This is a genomic window from Synechococcus sp. W65.1 (assembly GCF_047461615.1).
Classification (GTDB): domain Bacteria; phylum Cyanobacteriota; class Cyanobacteriia; order Thermostichales; family Thermostichaceae; genus Thermostichus.
Map to the genome: position 1 here is coordinate 49,748 of NZ_JANSHI010000009.1, position 16,843 is coordinate 66,590.

Consider the following 16,843-nt stretch of genomic DNA (forward strand, 5'->3'; position numbering starts at 1 on the left):
CCAACTCCCCCTAGCTTAACATTTCTTAGCATCTTCTGCTGGGACAACCACCTGGGGCATCAGTTGCTCAACCAATAGGAGCAGCGTGTTGGCCACAGAAGCCGGCTCTTGAGCATTTAAGGTCGTGTGGGGAATTGAGCCGTCTTGGTTGTTCAGGATCAGCAAAATGTCTTCCGGATCCCAGGCATTGGGGTGATCGACGTGGGTGATCCCAATAACTGAGGGAGCATGGGTTCTGGACCTCATAAAGGCTTGAATGGCCTGGGCATTGCGAAACTGGCCAGGCAGGTGGGCAGGCACCAGAAGAACGTAGCCATGAGCGCGCTGGATTAAAATATCCCACATAAAGCTAAAGCGGGCCTGGCCGGGCGTGCCGTAGAGATGCAGCCACATCTCTTCTTCCTCTTCGCCAATTCTCAGGCGGCCAAAGTCCATGCTGACCGTTGTGCTTTGCTTTAGCTCTGCCACCTCATCGGTGGCCTTGCAATCGGTGTCGACCACCTCTATCTCGCTGATGGTGCGAATAAAGGTGGACTTTCCAGCGCCCACGGGCCCGGTGACAACAATGCGGAGAATATTGTCCACAGTTAGCTTCCCCCCACCAAAGACCAGCCCGCTCAAACCCAATTGGTTAGGAAGAAGCTAAACTGCTAGCTCCGGTAGCGATCAAGCGTTTAAACAAGGCCTCGCTCATACCCGTTTCCTGTTGCACAGCGTTGTAGGCCACCTCAAGGTAGGCTTGCTCAATAGAGGAAGCTCAAGGCTGGTGCGCCAGAAGTAGCTATCTGGTTGGGGCAAGTTTTCTTCCCGACGTTGATCCTGCTTCAGCTGCTGCAGCCCTTCCAAAACTACGGCCGAAGCCTCCTTGCTTAAGCCAGTCATCTCTTGATAGGGCAACGGTACGTTGGGTAAGAAGCTGAACTGGCCCGCTTCCAAGGCAAAGAGGCAGTAGAGCCCCACTTGCAGTTGATGGCGAAAGAGCTTGACCAAATCTACAGGGGAGATCAACCCTTGCTGCTGCAGGCAACGCCCCAGAGGTTCCTCCAGACTCCTGGCAACCAACTGGCTAATCACCTGGCTGTCCACTAGCCTAGAGCCAGTCAGCAGGTTTTCCAAGCGATGCTTCTCTTCAGGGGGCAAAGCGGCAATCACCCGGCCTCGATAAAGCCAGATGCGGTAGATACCATTGGGCGCCCAGACAGACAATTGCCCCGATTTCTTACCCTTCTCCATCAAATGCAATAGGTCGCTCAGGGAGAATTCCTGAAGATCCCCTAGCATTGCCATACTTTTACTCCCCTTGCCCCTCTAGGATCAGTTTCTCCAGTGTTTTCACGGATCTTGCTCTGTTAGGCAAAAAACCAAAGCGTGCCCTCATGGGCTAGTCTGGACTTACATAAGCCCAGGTTGCAAAAGATTAAAGCTGATACATTTTTTAGTCATAGTTAGTCGAACTTGCTAAATTTTCCTAACTTGTATGCAGCAGTTGCTATGTCAGAAGCTCGGTAAAAACTCGGAAGATTAACAAATATTTAACAATCAATGTTCGGTTGTTCGCAGCCTCTAACACTTTTTAGCTATAGCTACTCGAAAATTCACAGGGCACAAATGTTCTCCTCAAGAGAATCGAATTGAGGGTTACACTGAGGGAGCTCAAGGCCATGAGACCCCCAGCCATTGCCGGGCTCAGGCCAATGCCAAAGGCGGGCAGGAGCACCCCTGCTGCCAGCGGGATCCCCAGCAGGTTGTAGCCAATAGCCCAGAGGAGGTTTTGCTGGATCTTGTGAAAGGTGGCGCGGCTGAGACGGATGGCTTCCACTACGTCCCAGAGGCGGTTGCGCATGAGGATGATATCGGCAGTCTCCAGAGCGGCAGCAGTAGCAGAGTGCAGGGCAATGCCCACATCGGCCTGGGCTAAAGCCGGTGCATCGTTGATGCCATCGCCCACCATGGCAACTCTCTGGCCCTGGGCCTGCAGATCTCGGATGACTTGAGCCTTGTCGGCTGGCTGCACCTCAGCGATGACGCGGATCCCTGGCACCTGCAAAGCTTGGGCCACCTGGTGAGCCACCTCGGCTCGATCCCCAGTCAGTAAGACCACCTGTAGGCCCATTTTCTGGAGCTGTTGCAGCGTTGCCTGGGCATCAGGCCGCAAGGGATCCTGGGCCGCCAGCAGCCCTGCCAGGGATCCCTCCACAGCCACGCCCACCACCGTTTTGCCAGCTTGCAGCAACACCTCGGCTTGGGCCTGCGCTGGAGGGGAAATCGGGATCCCCAGGGTAGCCAGCCCCTCGAGGGAGGCCAAGATAACCTGTTTTCCTTCCACCCGCGCCGAGGCTCCCACTCCCGCCTGGGTGTAAAACTCGTCGGCAGAAAGCAGGGGCAGTCCTTGCTCGCGGGCGGCTCCCAGGATGGCTTGGGCTAGAGGATGGCAAGTGCCGCTTTCCACGGTGGCCGCCAGCTGCAGCAGCCGAGCCGGATCCAGGGAGGGGTCGAGGGCAAGGCAATCCGTCAGGTGCGGATCCCCCTGGGTGAGGGTGCCGGTTTTGTCGAAGACGACTGTTTGCAAGCGGTGAGTCTTCTCCAGGACGTCGCCGCCGCGGATGAGCAGTCCCCGCTCCGCTCCCAGGCCGGTGCCTACCAGAATGGCTGTCGGCGTGGCCAATCCCAACGCACAGGGGCAGGCCACCACCAGCACCGAGATGGCCAGCTTAAGGCTGAGGAGCAGGGGAGTTGAAGGAGGGGGGTGATCCCCCAGGTGCAGGTAGGAGTGGAGGCCAACTCCCATCAGGATCTCGCTTCCCCAAAGAGGGATCCCGATCCAGTACCAGAAGGCGAAGATGAGAAAGGCTAGCGCCACTACAGCGTAGGTGAAGTAACCGGCCACCCGGTCGGCCAGGCCCTGGATGGGGGCCTTGCGGGCTTGGGCTTCCTCCACTAGCCGGATAATCTGAGCCAGGATGGTGTCTTTCCCAGTGCGCGTAGACCGACACAGCAGCACTCCCGATTGGTTGACCGTCCCGGCCACAACCGGATCCCCTGGCTGTTTGAGCACGGGTAGGGATTCCCCGGTGAGCATGCCCTCGTTGACCATGGCCTGGCCGGCAATAACCTCCCCATCCACCGGGATCTGTTCGCCAGCGCGCACCTGCAGCCAATCCCCTACCTGGACTTGTTCAACGGGGCACCATTCTCCTTCCTGGGATACCCAGTCGGATCCCAGCCCTTTCTGGGCTCGTAGCCGGCGAGCTGAGGTGGGACACAGGCTCACCAAAGCCTGCAAACTGCTGGCAGCCCGCAGACGGCTCTGCTGTTCCAGCGCCCGTCCCAGCAAGATGAAGCTGAGCAGCATCACCGGCTCGTCGAAGAAGCACTCCCAACCCACCTGCGGGGCCAACAGCCCCACCAGACTGGCCAGGTAGGCGGATCCGGATCCCAGGGTAACTAGCGTGTTCATGTTGGGAGCTAGCCGCCGCGCCGCCCGCCAGCCGTCCAGGACAATGCCCCGAGCTGGGCCAAGAAAAGTCAACGTCGCCAACCCCCAGTGCAGCCAGACGTTGTTGAGAACGGGCAAGCTCAAACGGGTGAACAGATCCAAGTGGCTAGCGGCAGAGACAAGCAGCAAAAAAGCGGCGGCGAGGGCCTGGCGGATCTGGTCTTGGGTTTGCCGCCGCTGCCGGGCCAGGGGATCCGCGGGCGCGTCCAGGGCCTTTTCGCCCGCTGCCAAGGGGGCCTGATTTTGGGGAAAAGTGCTGGGAAACCCCGCCTCTGTCAAGATCCGAGCCAGATGCTCTGGGTCAGGCTGGATCCCGGGGGCAAATTCCACAAGGGCCGACTCGGTAACCAAGTTAACCCTGGCCTTGACCACTCCAGGCTGGCTTAGGAGCAGCTGCTCAACGGTCCGGACGCAGCCAGCACAACTCATCCCCCCTACTTGGAGCAGCAGGGATCCGTTCCCAGCCAATCCTAAAGGCCTATCCTCCACAGCGGGCTCGGCTAGCTGGGTTTCTTCCCCAGGGTGCGGCGCCTCTGCAGGGGCCATTACAGGGACTCCCTCGACCTCGCTTTTTGGCGCCATCGGCAAAATCAGGAATGAGGGGTACTCTCCCCATCCTAACGCTGGGATCCCCGCCACTACCCCCTTTGAACTCGCCGCTCAAACTCCTCGCGGGTGGCATCCACCAGTTGCACTGCCTCTGGATAGAGATTGGGGTGGTTTTGCTTGAGCCAACTCAGGAGGCGCGCCAACTGGGCTGTGCAGAGATCCAGATCGGCCTGAAAGATCACCGCCGCCGCCATGTGCTGGGCATACTCAGGCGGGTGGCCTCTTTGGGTTAGCTCTGCAGTCAGAGCAGCCAGGGCCTGCTGACGAATCGAGGGCAAGGGGCCTTCGGGGGTGGACATGGGCAAGATCCCCTAGTCGGCGGAATAGCGGCGCAGGGCCAGGGTCACGTTGTGCCCCCCAAATCCGAAGGCGTTGACCAAGGCCACGTCAACAGCCATCTGCCGCGCCTTATGGGGGACAAAGTCCAGCCCTTCGCACTCGGGGTCGGGGTTATCCAAGTTGAGGGTGGGGGGAACCCAGCCGTGGTAGATGGCTAGGGCCGTCGCTACGGTGGCAATGCCGCCTGCTCCCCCCAACAGGTGGCCGGTCATGGACTTGGTGGCGCTGATGGCTAGGCGAGGGGCATGCTCACCAAAAACTGCCCTGATGGCTTGCACCTCGGCAACATCCCCCACAGGCGTGCCGGTGGCATGGGCGTTGATGTGCTGCACCTGGTCAGGCTGGATCCCAGCATCTTTAAGGGCTAGCCGCATCGCACGGGCGGCACCTTCGCCAGCAGGAGCGGGGTTGGTGATGTGGTGGGCGTCGCAGGTGAGGCCGTAGCCGACGATCTCGGCATAGATCTTGGCGCCGCGGGCGCGAGCATGCTCCAGCTCCTCCAGCAGCAGGATCCCTGCCCCTTCCCCCATGACAAAGCCATCCCGATCCCGGTCAAAGGGCCGGCAGGCCTGCTCCGGGGCATCGTTGCGGGTGGAAAGAGCTTTCATGGCGCTAAACCCGGCCACCGACAGAGGAGTTACGGCTGCCTCCGTACCCCCCGCAATCACAGCCTGTACCTCTCCCCGCTGCAGGAGCCGGAAGGCATCACCAATGGCGTTGGAGCCGGAAGCACAGGCTGTTACCGTACAGAAATTGGGCCCTTTGGCGCCAAAGTGAATGGCCACGTGGCCTGCTGCCATATTTGCAATCATCATCGGCACCATAAAGGGGCTGCAGCGATCTGGCCCTTTCTGGAGATAAATGGTCTGCTGCTCTTCCAAGACCCGGATGCCGCCGATGCCGCTGCCCAGCACCACCCCCACCTGCTCAGCATTGAGATGGGTAATCCGAAATTGGGCATCCTCTAGGGCCTGCTGAGTGGCAGCCAACGCCAGGTGGACAAAGCGGTCAGTGCGCTTGACATCCTTGCGATCTAGGTAGTCGAGGGGATCAAACCCCTTCACCTCCCCCGCAATGCGGCACTCGTGGCGGGAGGCGTCGAAGTGGGTAATTGGCCCAATGCCAGAGCGCCCTGCCAGCAAGCCCTGCCAAAACTCAGCAGGAGAATTGCCAAGCGGGGTTATTGCTCCCAGCCCCGTGATGACGACGCGACGCTTGGAGGGGAGTGGAACGGACATAGGAGCAAGGGCAGGATCTGTAGACAACGCTAAATCAGGGGAAGGTCCCCATCCTCCCGCAGGTTAGGCAGCTTTCTTCTTGGAGAGGATGTAGTTGACGGCATCCTGCACAGTGGCAATGCCCTGAGCGTCCTCATCGGGGATCTCTAGATCGAACTCCTCCTCGAAGGCCATGACCAGCTCGACTGTGTCGAGGCTATCAGCCCCTAGGTCGTTCTGGAAATTGGCTTCCAGGGTTACTTTGTCGTCTTCCACTCCTAGCTGCTCGGACACAATCTTGCGAACACGCTGGTAAACTTCCTCGGCGCTCATCCTTGGAACCCTAGAGTCTCTTAGCTATGGCTATCGAAGCACCCCCTATTGTATCGGAGAAGGGCTCTCCTCTTGCGGGAGCTCTACCCGCTTTTTTGGCCGCAGAGGGGGGAGGTGGCTTTTCCGGTTCCAGAAAGAGCAGCTAGGATAGTCAACTGCACCTCAAGTTGGCTTCTCAAGGAGAACCTGCTTCCATGCCGCGCGCTTACGAAACGATGCTGATTGTGCGCCCCGACCTCTCGGAGGAACCCCTCGCCCAACTCCTTAGCGAACAGGAGTCCCTCTTGCGAGAAAACGGGGCAACTGAGCTAGAAATTACCAACCGTGGCAAGCGCCGCTTCGCCGGGTTTGAGATGAAGAAGTTTAAGGAAGGACTGTACATCCAGGTCAACTACAAGGCCGAGCCGAAGACAGTGGCCACCTGGGAGAAGAATCTGCGCATCAACGAGAACGTCCTGCGCTACATGACCCTGCGCCTGGATTGAGTCGACAGAATCCCGGCCAGAGCACAGACTAGAAATATAAGGCCCTAGCAAACTTCCCGTGGCTTTGTTATGAACTCGATTGTTTTGATGGGGGAGGTAGCGAGCGAGCCAGAGCTGCGCTACACACCTGACAACTTGGCAGTTGCCTCTTTGCTCTTGCGCTTCCCCAGCTCGCGCCCAGAGGAGCCGCCCTACCAGGTGCGGGTTTCCTCTTTTGGGGAGCTGGCCCAGCGGGTGGTGGATACCTGTCGGGTGGGGGATCAGATCACGGTAGAGGGTCAGCTGCACATGAATGTGGTGGAGCGAGATGGACGCAAGGAAAAGCTGGCGGAGATTACTGCCCGCCGCATTCATCAACTCAGCCCTGCTCGCGTTCTCTCCCTCACCGAGATGGGCGAGTCAAGCGGGGAGCCTGGGGAAGAAGATGCTGCCCCTCCGCTCAACCCAGACGAGGTTCCGTTCTAGCCCTAGGGATCTCCTACTTGGCTAGGTAAGGGGGTTTAGGTTTCGCCCGCCCCCCAGGAGGATAGGTTGCTCCTTATTGCCAAGAGAGACTCATGCGGTCGAGGAAATCGGTATGTTCAAAAGGATTCTGGTGGCAGTGGATCGGTCGGAGCTGAGCGAAGGGGTATTTCAAGGGGCTCTGCAGGTGGCAAAAGCCATGCAGGCCGAGATGATGATCCTCCATGTTCTGTCTCAGGAAGAACCCGGTGCCCCGGAGCCCCCTATGATTCTGGGCATGGATTACAGCTCTGCTCTCAGTGCTGAGCTGTGGCAGTCCTACCGGGAGCAGTGCGCCATTTTCGAGCAAAACCAGATGAACTATCTGCGCTCGCTGGCGGAAAAAGCGACTGAGGAGGGAGTTCGGGCTGAATGCAACCTCAGCTACGGCAGCCCTGGCCGGGTTATCTGCGACTTGGCCCGCTCCTGGAAAGCCGACCTCATTGTGGTGGGTCGCCGTGGCTACTCTGGGCTAAGCGAGCTATTTTTGGGCAGCGTCAGCAACTACGTGCTCCACCGCGCCCCCTGCTCAGTTCTCACCATCCAGGGGGAGACCCTGAAGAAGGGATCCCAGCCCCAGGCAAACCAGGTGGCTGCCCCGCCCTCCTAGGGCGAAGCGGTGGGGGTTGGCGTTCCTTCCTCTGCCCCTTTCTCCTCCAGAAGACGCTTGACTTCTGTTTCAATGCTGTTGAAGGTGCTAAGGTCAAGCACGGCGATATCGGGCTGGCGGCTGCTGCGAGCGTAGGCCCGCAGGCCAGCAGAGCTTAGGCTCAGGGTCAAAGGCTCCTGCTCCGTCTCAGGCTTGGGTGCAATGTCAAGGGTAAGGTCGGGAGCAGCTAGGGCCTTTTGAGCCTCGGGATCGGTTGCGGGCACGAACTCCTTGGCGCGGGCAGCGTTGAGGCTGGCAAAGAGGGAGCTGAGGTTGACTACCTGGCCGGGCCGTTCTGGGTTTTCCCAGCGCACCTCCAGGGATCCCTTCTCCTGGGGCAGAGGGTTGAGGGTAACTCGCTCCTCCAGCAACTCCAGGGTAACTTGACCTACCTGGTTGGGGTTGAGGCGGGCGAGGCGGTGATCCCGCAGCTCCTCTAGGTCAGCGCGGAGGATGTCGGCAGTGCTGGTGAGAAGGGTAGCCACCGCCGGGTGCTCAGAGGTGATGACGTACACTTGGCCCTCTTTTTCCGAGCCCAAGGCTACGCTCAGGGTTTTGCCGTCCTTAAGCTCAACGGTTAGCTGGGCAGAAGGCTGCTCCAGACCATAGGAAGCTAGCTCCGTCTTGGTTTCAGCCGGAAACTCCACCGCTTGCAGGCGAGACAGCGTACTGAGCAGACGGTCGACATTGAGGTCATCAGCAGGCAGCACCCGGGGCTCGACGATCTGCCAAGTCTCTTCCTGCCGCTGCAAACGGACAACCTCTGCCTCGGCTAGTTGCACTTGGAGAGACTTCACCGCTGCCCTATCAAAGCTCAGCAGGGTTTTGTCCCGCAAAGCCAAGAGGGAAGGCAGCAGGGATCCCTTTTGGCTGCTGGCAAGAAGCACTACTTTTCCCCCTTCGGGCTGGGCGTAGAAGCCGGAGCCGTCGAAGTTGTCATTGCCGATGGCCAGCCGGTAGGGCTCCCCTTCTTTGGGGAAGAGGGCAATCTGCTGGCGCGGCTGATCCAGGCCAAAAGCAGCTAGATCGTTAGCTTCCTCCAAGGTTAGCTGAGGCGTGAGGCGGGAGAAGGTGTTGAGCAACTGCTCCACCGGGAAGTCCAGCGCCGCTGACTGGATAGGCTGGCGGATGCGCCAACGGGATCCCTTTTCTCCTTCCGGGGTCCGCTCCAGGAGGATAACTTCTGGCTGGCTGTCTTTCTGCTGGCGGATCTCGATGCGGGCAATGGTGTCGGGGGCAAAGTGGAAGAGCCGCGCCCGCTCCGCCTGCTGCTGCTGGCGCAGTTGCTGAAAGCTGTCAAGGAGGAAATACCCCAGAAGAGCAGCCACTGCCAAGCCCAAGAGAATCCAAGTGCTGCGCTTGAACATGCTTGTCCTCCTCCCGCTCTACCGCCTTTGCCACCAGAGCACAGCTCCCGATCCCAACGCCACCAGCGGCAGCAGCACTGTTGATCCCAGGATCAGCCAGCGGAAGTTTTGTTCCGTCAACGTGAGACGGCGGTCGGTAATGGACTTGGGGCGGATGGAGATTTGTTCCGTTCGCTCAGCAAGCCAGTTGAGGGTGTTGAGGAAAAGATCGCGGTTGCCCTGCTGCCGCAAGTTGCCGTTGAGGGCAAAGTTGACATTGCCAACCACCACCAAGCGGGCCTCTGGCGGCGCCCCCTGGGATTCTGACTCCTTCTTCTCGCTATCTAGGCGGCGGGTCAAGGCTACGCCCAAGGTAAGGGGGCCGGGCTTGTCTTGATCTGGCTCAAACTGCAGCGGGCCGCCTTCCAGATTGGGGCTGGTTTCCCCCCAACTCTGGGGGCTGCTGCGCAGCAGAGGGGTGGCTTGGATCCCTTGCCGCTCCTGGGTTTCCACCGAGCGAGCTAGAGGGAAAAGGGTCATCAGCCGCTGGGCAGCTAGCGGGGCAGTGATGGGGTGATCCCCGTAGTCCGTAACCAAGGCTACAGCTGGCCCTGTCCCCAGAAGCTGGCTGATGCTGCTGACCTCCAGGATGAGGTCATCCTTTAGAACCACGCCCCACTCTTGCAGCAAGGGATCCAGGCCGGCATCCACCCGCGGCCCAATCAAGACCAGCAGCCGCCCTCCCTTGGCCAGGTAGTTTTGCAGCTTCTCCACCTCGCCAGGAAACAGAGCCCGCTGCGGCCCCGCCAACACCAGTACATCTGCCTCCTCGGGGATCTCGGCCTGGACAAGGTTCAAGGTCTCTACTCGATAGCCCTCCTGCTTGAGAGCTGCCACCGCCTGGGCCAGGGTTGGGGTGCCCTCTCGAGCTTCCAGGCTTACTTCCCCATGTCCCTGGACAAAATAGGCCACCACCTCGCCGCGGTTGACCACCTTGGCCAGCACCGGGGTGAGCTTACTCTCCAACTCAGGGGCGGGTGGCTGGGGCAGTTGCTGGCGGCTGTTTCCAGCTTCCACCACCAGCGTGTTGTTTTGGGTTACCTGCAGCCGCTGGACGGTGAGAGGATCGCGGTTGGGATCGACAAACTCAAACTGGAAGCGGTCGGGGTTGAGGCGGCGGTAGCGCTCCAGCTGTTCCCGCAGGTTGGGATCGGGAGCGGTGGTTACCGCCCAGACTTTAACAGGTTGCGCCAGTCCCTGCACCAGCTGTCGGGTCTGAGGCGACAGGGTAAACAGGCCTTCCTCGGTGAGATCCAGGCGCAGGTCGTAGCGCACCGCCACCACATTCACCAGCACCAGAATGACGGCCATAGCCGTCACCGCCACCAGGATGTTGGCGTTGGTTTGAGTAGAGCGCAGGCCCAGGAAGACGCCGACTTCCCGTTGGTGGGTGAGGCCCCACACCACCACTAGGGCCAGGCCTGCTACCAGCAGGCTCAGCGGCACAGCCGTCCAGCCCGTGAGGATAGCCCCCACCACTAGCCCAATGGCGATGACGCCCAGCCCAAGGATCCCCGTCCAATCTGCAAGTACCCGCCAATCCTTCATCAGCACACGTCTCCCACGACAACCCTAGCCTTGCTGCCAGCGCAGGCTTTCCACCGCTTGCACCGTGGCAAACAACCCCAGCAGGATGATGCTGAGGAAAAGGACGATGCTACTGCTGCTGAGGATCCCTTGCACCCAGTTGCTGTACTGCTGCAGCAGCGAGACATGCCGCAGGGTAGCGGCAATCCACGTGTTTTCCTGGCCCGCTGCAGCGTCGATGACCCAGAGCAGCAGGATGAGCCCAAAGGTGGCCACTGCAGCAATGAGGGTGCTGTCGGTTAGGGAAGAGATGAACAACCCCAAAGCCATGACGCTGCCGGCCAGCAAAGCAAGCCCCACATAGCCCATCAGGGTTAGGCGGTAGTCCACTGCTGGGTTAGAACTGCTCAGCACCAGCACGTGGTAAACCAGCGGCGGCAGCAGCAAGGTAATGAAGAACACCCACACCGCCAGCCACTTGCCCAGGGCCACCTCCAGGTTGGTAATGGGGGAAGTGGCCAGCAGCTCCATGGTGCCCCGCCGCCGCTCTTCGGCATAGGAGCTCATGGTGAAGATGGGCAATAGAAATAAGGAAAGGGTGCCCAGCAGATTGAGAAACTGCTGCGACAGGATGGTGGCAGCATCAAAAGGGTTCTCCTGGCCAAACTGGGCAAACAGATCCACCTGCTGGGAAAAATTGATGACCCGCACCAAGATGTTGACAAAGAAAAACCCCGCCAGCCCCCAAAACACTGCCGCCACCACATAGGCAATGGGGGAGGTGAAGTAGCCGCGCAGCTCTTTGCGGAAAATGGCAACCACGCCGTTCATGCCGCTTCCTCCAACGCGCCTGCTGCTTCCTCTTGGGTGGTGAGCTGCAGGAAAATTTCTTCCAGAGAAGCCTGAGGACGGCCAATCTCGTAGAGGTCGATCCCTGCCTGCACCAGAGCCCTGGCCACCTCTGGGATCCAGCCCTCTGCGGAAGCATTGCTCTTGAGCTGCAGCTGCCAGCGAGGGGGATCCGCGGCCAAGGGCTGTACACTTACCACCTCCACGTGCAGCAGGTTCTGCAGAGCTGCTCGAATGGCCGCTTCCTCGGCTGCCCCCACCACCAGCTTTGCCTGCTGCCGATCCTGCAGCTGAGCCGTCAGCTCAGCGGGCGTGCCGACAGCTGCCACCTGGCCGCGGTTGATAATCACCACCCGGTCGCAGGTCATGCTTACCTCCGGCAGGATGTGGGTGGAGAGGATAATGGTGTGCTCTCCTGCCAGGCTTTTGATTAGGTTGCGCACTTCGATAATCTGCTTGGGATCCAGCCCAATGGTGGGCTCGTCGAGGATGATCACCGGCGGGTCGTGCACCAGAGCTTGGGCCAGGCCCACCCGCTGCTTGTACCCCTTGGAGAGCTTGCGGATAAGGGTGTGGCGCCTGTCTTCCAGACTGCAGCGGCGGATGACCTCGTCTACTCGCCTAGGTCGGTCACCGGCACTGACCCGCTTGATCTGGGCCACAAAGTGCAGATAGGCCTCCACCGTCATATCGGGGTAGAGGGGCGGGTTTTCCGGCAAATATCCAATGCGCTGCCGCACCGCCATCGGGTTTTCGTGCACATCAAACCCAGCCACCCGCGCCGTTCCTTCCGTAGCAGGTAGATACCCTGCCAAAATGCGCATCGAGGTGGTCTTGCCGGCGCCGTTGGGCCCCAAAAACCCCATGATCTCGCCGGCATTGACCTGGAAAGAAATATCGCGGATGGCGGTAAAGCGGCCGTAGGTTTTGCTGAGGTGCTCCACTTCAATGGCAGCTCTGGCTACTGGAGCCGTGGGTAAACTGGTCATTGGCGCTTCCTCGCCTAGAGAGTTAGCGGCAGTTGCTGGCCTAGAAGGCCTAAGGCAGACGCCGAGGCCATCTGCAAACTTAGCATAGCGACGCTCAGCAGGAGCACAGGGGATCCCCATCCCCCTTTTGGTGGGGACTCAAGGCGCTAGGGATCCCCACTCCTCCAGCCCCAAGACCCGGCTCTCCCCAGGGCGGGCCGCTACCACCTCCCCAATGGGGAAGGCTTCGGGGAGCAAGGATCTCACCCGATTCTCCTCCTCAGGAGGGATCACCAGCACGTAGCCCACCCCCAAGTTGAAGGTGTTGAACATCTCCAAGGTTTCCACCTGGCCCTGTTCCTGCAGCCAGAGAAACTCCGGCGGAACTTGCCAACTGTGGGGCTCTATCCGCGCCGCCTGGTCAGGAGCCAAACAACGGGGCAGGTTTTCCGGGATGCCGCCGCCGGTGATGTGGGCCATGCCGTGGAGCTTGACCCCTGCTGCCTGGAGTTTCTGCACTGCCTGGACATAGATGCGGGTGGGGGTGAGAAACACCTCTGCCAACGGTCGATCCCAGCCAGGGGGTTGGTAATCCCAAGGCCAGCGCCGCTCGGCCACAATGTGCCGCACCAGGCTAAAGCCGTTGCTGTGGAGGCCGCTGCTGGGCAAGGCCCACAGCCGATCCCCCAACTGCACCCGCGCCGTGTCTAGGATATCTGCCTTGTCCACGATCCCGACACAAAATCCTGCCAGGTCGTACTTTCCAGGCAGGTAAAATCCCGGCATCTCCGCCGTCTCCCCTCCCAGCAGTTGGCATCCGGCTTCCTGGCAGCCCGCTAAGATGCCATCGATGACTTGCCAAAGGGCTTCCAGCTCCAGCTTGCCAGTGGCAATGTAGTCCAGGAAAAACAGCGGCCTGGCTCCCACCGTCAGCACATCGTTGACACACATGGCCACCAGGTCGATGCCGACGCCGCGGTGCTGCCCCCACTGCTGGGCAATCTCCAGCTTGGTCCCCACTCCATCGGCAGCGGCAACCAGCACCGGAGCAAGGTAGCTCTTTGGCAACTCAAACAAGCCGGCAAAGCCGCCAATGCCCCCCAAAAGTCCTGGGGAACCTGCACCAAACCGCTCAACGCGCTCCCGAATCCCTTGGACAAAAGCGCGTCCGCGAGCGATGTCAACCCCTGCTGAGCGGTAGTCCAAGATGCCGAAAGGCCTTGTGATAACTGGGCTTGGGCTTTTGCGCCTGGGCGGGCAAACCCGTCACCTCAAAAATCCATGGTACATTAACTTCCGTTGTTTTAACCCTCGCGTTGGAAGTTGGACGAGTTGAAGAGGAGCGCGGCCTCATGCGAACTCAAAAATGGCTCGGACAGGGACTGGCTCCTGCCCCCAAGCTGGGCTTGGTTAGCTGTCTCTGTGTCACAGCCTTGAGCTGGCCCGTGGGCCTGCTGAGTGAGGCAAGGGCCCAAGCGGCAGCCCGCAGGGGATCCGCCCCCACCCACGCAACAGAGTTACCGCTGGAAAATCCTTCGCTCTCTCCTGCCGCCGATCTGGTCTTTGCTCCCCAGTCCAAGTCTTCCCTTCCCGCAAAACTTGGCACCTTGAACGTGCAGGACTTTTCCCCTCAGGCAAGTTTCTCCCCGCTACCTGCAGAGCCTATCCTCAAGATTGGCGAACAGCGGCAGTCTGCTCTTCAACCCATTGCCACCCTCTACTCCTACGCAATGGACGGGCGGCAGGCAGTAACCGTCTATGTGCGGGACTTGCCCATCGTCACCTTTATCGAGCACCCTCGCTTGGAGCCGCCGCTGCTCCGGGCCAGTTCTCTTGTGGCCCAGCTCAACCAAATGGCGCAGGGATCCTTGAAAGACACCACCATCACCCTAGCTTGGACGGAGTTCCAAGGCGGGGATCCCCTCTATGCCGTTCAGGTCAACGACCAGGAACTGTTGCGCATTGACGAGGGCGTGCTGCTGGTGGATAGCCAACGCCCAGTGGATACCGCCCTTTTGGCCGCCAATAGGCTGCGCCGGCTGTTGCTGGATGCCCCTCCTCTCCCCGCTCCCGCCTTGCCGCAGCTTGCCACTCTACCTGCCAAGGCCGCTGCTCAGCCGCCGCAAAGGACAGCTCAGCAGGGTCCCCTTTTCACGGTCGAGCGAGTGCAGGAAGGGATCGCCTCCTGGTACGACCTGCACCCCACTCGGCAGGAGATGACGGCAGCCCACCCTACTCTGCCCTTCGGGACCGAGGTGCGGGTAACCAACCTGAAAAATGGCCGCCAGGCAGTGGTGCGCATCAACGATCGCGGCCCCTTTATCCCAGGTCGGATCATCGACCTCTCCTTGCGGGCGGCAGAAGCCCTAGGCATGGTCCGCGCAGGACTTGCCCCAGTGCGCCTGGAAGTGCTACGGCGCCGCTAGTTAGTGGAACATGCTGCTGACGGAGCTATCTTCGTGGATACGCCAGATGGCTTCCCCTAGGACACTGGCCACCGAAAGGATGGTGAGGCCGGGAAACTGCTTCTCTGGAGGAACAGGAATGGTGTTGGTGACAATCACCTCTTCAAAGAGGCCACCCCGCAGGCGTTCAATAGCGGGATCGGAAAAGACGGGATGGATGGCACAGGCGTAAACTGCCTTGGCTCCTGCCTTGCGCAGCAACTTTGCCCCTTCAGAGATAGTGCCCGCCGTGTCGATCATGTCATCCACAAGGATGGCAATCTTGCCCCGCACGTCGCCGATGAGGTTCATGACCTCCACATCGTTGTGGGCCTGGCGGCGCTTGTCAATGATGGCTAGCGGAGCTTCCTTGAGTTTTTTGGCAAAAGCCCGAGCCCGGGCTACGCCGCCCACGTCAGGAGACACAACCACAATGTCTTCCTCCAGCAGGCCCTTTTCCTTGAGGTAGGCCTGAAGAACCGGCTGGGCATAGACGTGGTCAAGGGGGATGTCGAAGTAGCCCTGGATCTGGGCCGAGTGCAGATCCATGGCCAGCACCCGGTGGGCTCCCGCCTGAGTAATCATGTTGGCCACCAGCTTGGCGGTGATGGCTTCCCGCCCTGCAGTCTTGCGGTCGGCGCGGGCGTAGCCGTAGTAGGGCAAAACGGCAGTGATCTGGCGGGCAGAGGCGCGGCGGCAGGCGTCAATGATCACCAACAGCTCCATGAGGTGATCGTTGACTGGGCGGCAGGTGGGTTGGATTAAGTAAACATCAGCGCCGCGAATTGACTCCTGGATTTGAATGTACAGCTCGCCATCGGCAAAGCGCTTGCGCAGGATTGGCCCCAGATCCAAGCCCAAATATCGAGCTACCTCCTGGGCCAGGGCTGGATTGGCACTGCCGGAAAATATCTTCAGTCGGTTGCTCTCAGAAACAGGCGGCAGCGGGGAGGGACGAAGAAAGGGGGCAGAGCGAACCACAGATCGGTGTTGAACTCGTCCGTAGTAGCGCCCGAAGGCATGCTTCGCTATCGTAGCATCAGCTTTTCCCCCCTCAGCAACTAGGTTGAAGTCCCTCTAGGATGGAGAAAGTTTGCAGGGAGGAAAGCCATGCCTTCACTTGCCAATCAGGTGGTGCTGATTACGGGGGCCTCTGCCGGCATTGGGAAGGCCGTCGCCCTGGAAGCAGCCAAACGCGGAGCTTGCCTGGTGCTAGCGGCCCGCCGCGCGAAGCTGCTGCAAGAGGTCAAAACCTTGGTGGAGAAGTACGGAGTAGAGGCGCTGGCAGTGCCCACCGACATGGCCGATACCGCCCAGGTGGAGGCGCTGGCCCAAAAGGCCCTAGAGCACTTTGGCCGAGTGGACATCTTGATCAACAACGCCGGCTACGGCCAAATGGGGCCCGTGGAAGAGGTGGATGTGGCGGCGATGCGGCGCCAGTTTGAGGTCAATGTGTTTGGCCTGCACGCCCTTACCCGCGCCCTCTTGCCCCAAATGCGGGAACGGGGCAGCGGCCGCATCCTTAACCTCAGCTCCGTGGCTGGCCGGATCTCAATGCCCTTCAGCGGCGTCTACAACGCCACCAAGTTTGCCGTGGAGGCCCTCAGCGATGCCTTGCGGGTGGAAGTAGCTCCCTTCGGCATCAAGGTTATCGTGATCGAGCCGGGGCCGGTGGCCACCGAGTTTAGCCGCGTGGCCGAAGAGACCTTTGCTGCCGTTGTCAATCCCAACGGCCCCTACAAGACCATCTTGGGCAAAGCTGCCGAGCTGGCCCGCTCTTTTAACAGAATGGCCTGGCCAGTGGAAAAGGTGGTAGAGCCGATCCTACGGGCCATGACCGACCCTCATCCTTCCGACCGCTACACTGCTTTTACAGGCGGCAAGTTGGCTCTGGGGCTGATGCGGCTAATGCCGGCCGCTCTGGCTGACGCTATGTGGCGGCGCGTCTATGGCCTCCCTATCTCGGCCCCGGTGCCCGCTAGGGCAAAGGAACCTACTGCCGCCGGGATCCCCTAGCCTC

The 16,843-nt window shown here is 60.2% G+C and carries 17 protein-coding genes; 5 read left to right on the forward strand and 12 right to left on the reverse strand.

The genetic code is table 11. The features are described from left to right. Positions 1 to 15 precede the first annotated feature (15 nt). The 6 genes from NW806_RS06625 to NW806_RS06650 all read right to left on the reverse strand — a co-directional run bounded on the left by NW806_RS06625 (position 16) and on the right by NW806_RS06650 (position 5,994). Positions 16 to 585, reverse strand: coding sequence for a GTP-binding protein (locus NW806_RS06625; protein WP_414410482.1), 570 nt, complete (start codon positions 583 to 585; stop codon positions 16 to 18). 105 nt (positions 586 to 690) lie between these two features. Further along, the gene (locus NW806_RS06630; RefSeq protein WP_414410483.1) at positions 691 to 1,287 is read right to left on the reverse strand and encodes a DUF4388 domain-containing protein; all 597 of its coding nucleotides are present in this window, start codon (positions 1,285 to 1,287) and stop codon (positions 691 to 693) included. Between the two features lie 286 nt (positions 1,288 to 1,573). Beyond that, positions 1,574 to 4,078, reverse strand: coding sequence for a heavy metal translocating P-type ATPase (locus tag NW806_RS06635; RefSeq protein WP_414410484.1), 2,505 nt, complete (start codon positions 4,076 to 4,078; stop codon positions 1,574 to 1,576). 56 nt (positions 4,079 to 4,134) lie between these two features. Then, the gene (locus NW806_RS06640) at positions 4,135 to 4,404 is read right to left on the reverse strand and encodes a hypothetical protein (RefSeq protein WP_414393669.1); all 270 of its coding nucleotides are present in this window, start codon (positions 4,402 to 4,404) and stop codon (positions 4,135 to 4,137) included. A 12-nt stretch (positions 4,405 to 4,416) separates the two neighbouring features. After that, entirely contained in the window at positions 4,417 to 5,682 is a 1,266-nt protein-coding gene (fabF, locus tag NW806_RS06645) for a beta-ketoacyl-ACP synthase II (protein ID WP_414410485.1), read from the reverse strand. 63 nt (positions 5,683 to 5,745) lie between these two features. After that, positions 5,746 to 5,994, reverse strand: a complete 249-nt coding sequence (locus NW806_RS06650; RefSeq protein WP_414393674.1) for an acyl carrier protein — start codon at positions 5,992 to 5,994, stop codon at positions 5,746 to 5,748. Between the two features lie 194 nt (positions 5,995 to 6,188). Here NW806_RS06650 and rpsF point away from each other — a divergent pair, with 194 nt between their 5' ends. The 3 genes from rpsF to NW806_RS06665 all read left to right on the forward strand — a co-directional run bounded on the left by rpsF (position 6,189) and on the right by NW806_RS06665 (position 7,590). After that, positions 6,189 to 6,479: a 30S ribosomal protein S6 gene (gene rpsF, locus NW806_RS06655; protein ID WP_414393677.1), complete on the forward strand. Its 291-nt coding sequence runs from the start codon at positions 6,189 to 6,191 to the stop codon at positions 6,477 to 6,479. A gap of 69 nt (positions 6,480 to 6,548) precedes the next feature. Beyond that, on the forward strand, positions 6,549 to 6,944 hold the full coding sequence (locus NW806_RS06660) for a single-stranded DNA-binding protein (RefSeq protein ID WP_414410486.1): 396 nt from the start codon (positions 6,549 to 6,551) through the stop codon (positions 6,942 to 6,944). Positions 6,945 to 7,056: 112 nt separating this feature from the next. Beyond that, on the forward strand, positions 7,057 to 7,590 hold the full coding sequence (locus tag NW806_RS06665) for a universal stress protein (protein ID WP_414410487.1): 534 nt from the start codon (positions 7,057 to 7,059) through the stop codon (positions 7,588 to 7,590). Here the strand turns inward: NW806_RS06665 and NW806_RS06670 are convergent. The 5 genes from NW806_RS06670 to purM form a co-directional block, all read right to left on the reverse strand. Next, positions 7,587 to 8,996, reverse strand: a complete 1,410-nt coding sequence (locus tag NW806_RS06670) for a DUF4340 domain-containing protein (RefSeq protein WP_414410488.1) — start codon at positions 8,994 to 8,996, stop codon at positions 7,587 to 7,589. The two genes, NW806_RS06665 and NW806_RS06670, sit on opposite strands and share 4 nt — an antisense overlap. Before the next feature lie 18 nt (positions 8,997 to 9,014). Then, positions 9,015 to 10,583 (reverse strand): GldG family protein, encoded by a 1,569-nt coding sequence (locus tag NW806_RS06675; RefSeq protein ID WP_414410489.1) that lies wholly within the window; start codon positions 10,581 to 10,583, stop codon positions 9,015 to 9,017. A 24-nt stretch (positions 10,584 to 10,607) separates the two neighbouring features. Further along, a complete protein-coding gene (locus NW806_RS06680) occupies positions 10,608 to 11,393 on the reverse strand; it encodes an ABC transporter permease (protein ID WP_414393689.1) in 786 nt (261 codons plus the stop codon). Then, positions 11,390 to 12,400 (reverse strand): ABC transporter ATP-binding protein, encoded by a 1,011-nt coding sequence (locus tag NW806_RS06685; RefSeq protein ID WP_414410490.1) that lies wholly within the window; start codon positions 12,398 to 12,400, stop codon positions 11,390 to 11,392. The genes NW806_RS06680 and NW806_RS06685 overlap by 4 nt, the downstream gene beginning before the upstream one ends. A gap of 138 nt (positions 12,401 to 12,538) precedes the next feature. Next, on the reverse strand, positions 12,539 to 13,585 hold the full coding sequence (gene purM, locus NW806_RS06690) for a phosphoribosylformylglycinamidine cyclo-ligase (protein ID WP_414410491.1): 1,047 nt from the start codon (positions 13,583 to 13,585) through the stop codon (positions 12,539 to 12,541). A 146-nt stretch (positions 13,586 to 13,731) separates the two neighbouring features. Between purM and NW806_RS06695 the strand changes: the two genes are divergently transcribed. Continuing rightward, complete coding sequence (locus NW806_RS06695) at positions 13,732 to 14,805, forward strand: septal ring lytic transglycosylase RlpA family protein (protein WP_414410492.1); 1,074 nt, start codon at positions 13,732 to 13,734, stop codon at positions 14,803 to 14,805. Here the strand turns inward: NW806_RS06695 and NW806_RS06700 are convergent, their stop codons facing one another. Then, positions 14,806 to 15,804 carry a ribose-phosphate pyrophosphokinase gene (locus NW806_RS06700; RefSeq protein WP_414393698.1) on the reverse strand — a complete coding sequence of 333 codons (999 nt, stop codon included), beginning with the start codon at positions 15,802 to 15,804 and terminating at the stop codon, positions 14,806 to 14,808. It lies immediately after the preceding gene. Between the two features lie 129 nt (positions 15,805 to 15,933). On the opposite strand from NW806_RS06700, the gene NW806_RS06705 reads away from it, so the two are divergent. Next, positions 15,934 to 16,839, forward strand: a complete 906-nt coding sequence (locus NW806_RS06705; RefSeq protein ID WP_414410493.1) for an SDR family NAD(P)-dependent oxidoreductase — start codon at positions 15,934 to 15,936, stop codon at positions 16,837 to 16,839. The last annotated feature ends 4 nt before the right edge of the window (positions 16,840 to 16,843 follow it).

Bases quoted from the DNA above. Each gene is read 5' to 3' on its own strand.
- NW806_RS06705 (WP_414410493.1), top strand. From the start codon at position 15,934: ATGCCTTCACTTGCCAATCAGGTGGTGCTGATTACGGGGGCCTCTGCC.
- NW806_RS06675 (WP_414410489.1), bottom strand. From the start codon at position 10,583: ATGAAGGATTGGCGGGTACTTGCAGATTGGACGGGGATCCTTGGGCTG.
- NW806_RS06685 (WP_414410490.1), bottom strand. From the start codon at position 12,400: ATGACCAGTTTACCCACGGCTCCAGTAGCCAGAGCTGCCATTGAAGTG.
- NW806_RS06650 (WP_414393674.1), bottom strand. From the start codon at position 5,994: ATGAGCGCCGAGGAAGTTTACCAGCGTGTTCGCAAGATTGTGTCCGAG.
- fabF (WP_414410485.1), bottom strand. From the start codon at position 5,682: ATGTCCGTTCCACTCCCCTCCAAGCGTCGCGTCGTCATCACGGGGCTG.
- NW806_RS06670 (WP_414410488.1), bottom strand. From the start codon at position 8,996: ATGTTCAAGCGCAGCACTTGGATTCTCTTGGGCTTGGCAGTGGCTGCT.
- NW806_RS06660 (WP_414410486.1), top strand. From the start codon at position 6,549: ATGAACTCGATTGTTTTGATGGGGGAGGTAGCGAGCGAGCCAGAGCTG.
- rpsF (WP_414393677.1), top strand. From the start codon at position 6,189: ATGCCGCGCGCTTACGAAACGATGCTGATTGTGCGCCCCGACCTCTCG.
- NW806_RS06695 (WP_414410492.1), top strand. From the start codon at position 13,732: ATGCGAACTCAAAAATGGCTCGGACAGGGACTGGCTCCTGCCCCCAAG.
- NW806_RS06665 (WP_414410487.1), top strand. From the start codon at position 7,057: ATGTTCAAAAGGATTCTGGTGGCAGTGGATCGGTCGGAGCTGAGCGAA.
- NW806_RS06680 (WP_414393689.1), bottom strand. From the start codon at position 11,393: ATGAACGGCGTGGTTGCCATTTTCCGCAAAGAGCTGCGCGGCTACTTC.
- NW806_RS06640 (WP_414393669.1), bottom strand. From the start codon at position 4,404: ATGTCCACCCCCGAAGGCCCCTTGCCCTCGATTCGTCAGCAGGCCCTG.
- NW806_RS06635 (WP_414410484.1), bottom strand. From the start codon at position 4,078: ATGGCGCCAAAAAGCGAGGTCGAGGGAGTCCCTGTAATGGCCCCTGCA.
- NW806_RS06630 (WP_414410483.1), bottom strand. From the start codon at position 1,287: ATGGCAATGCTAGGGGATCTTCAGGAATTCTCCCTGAGCGACCTATTG.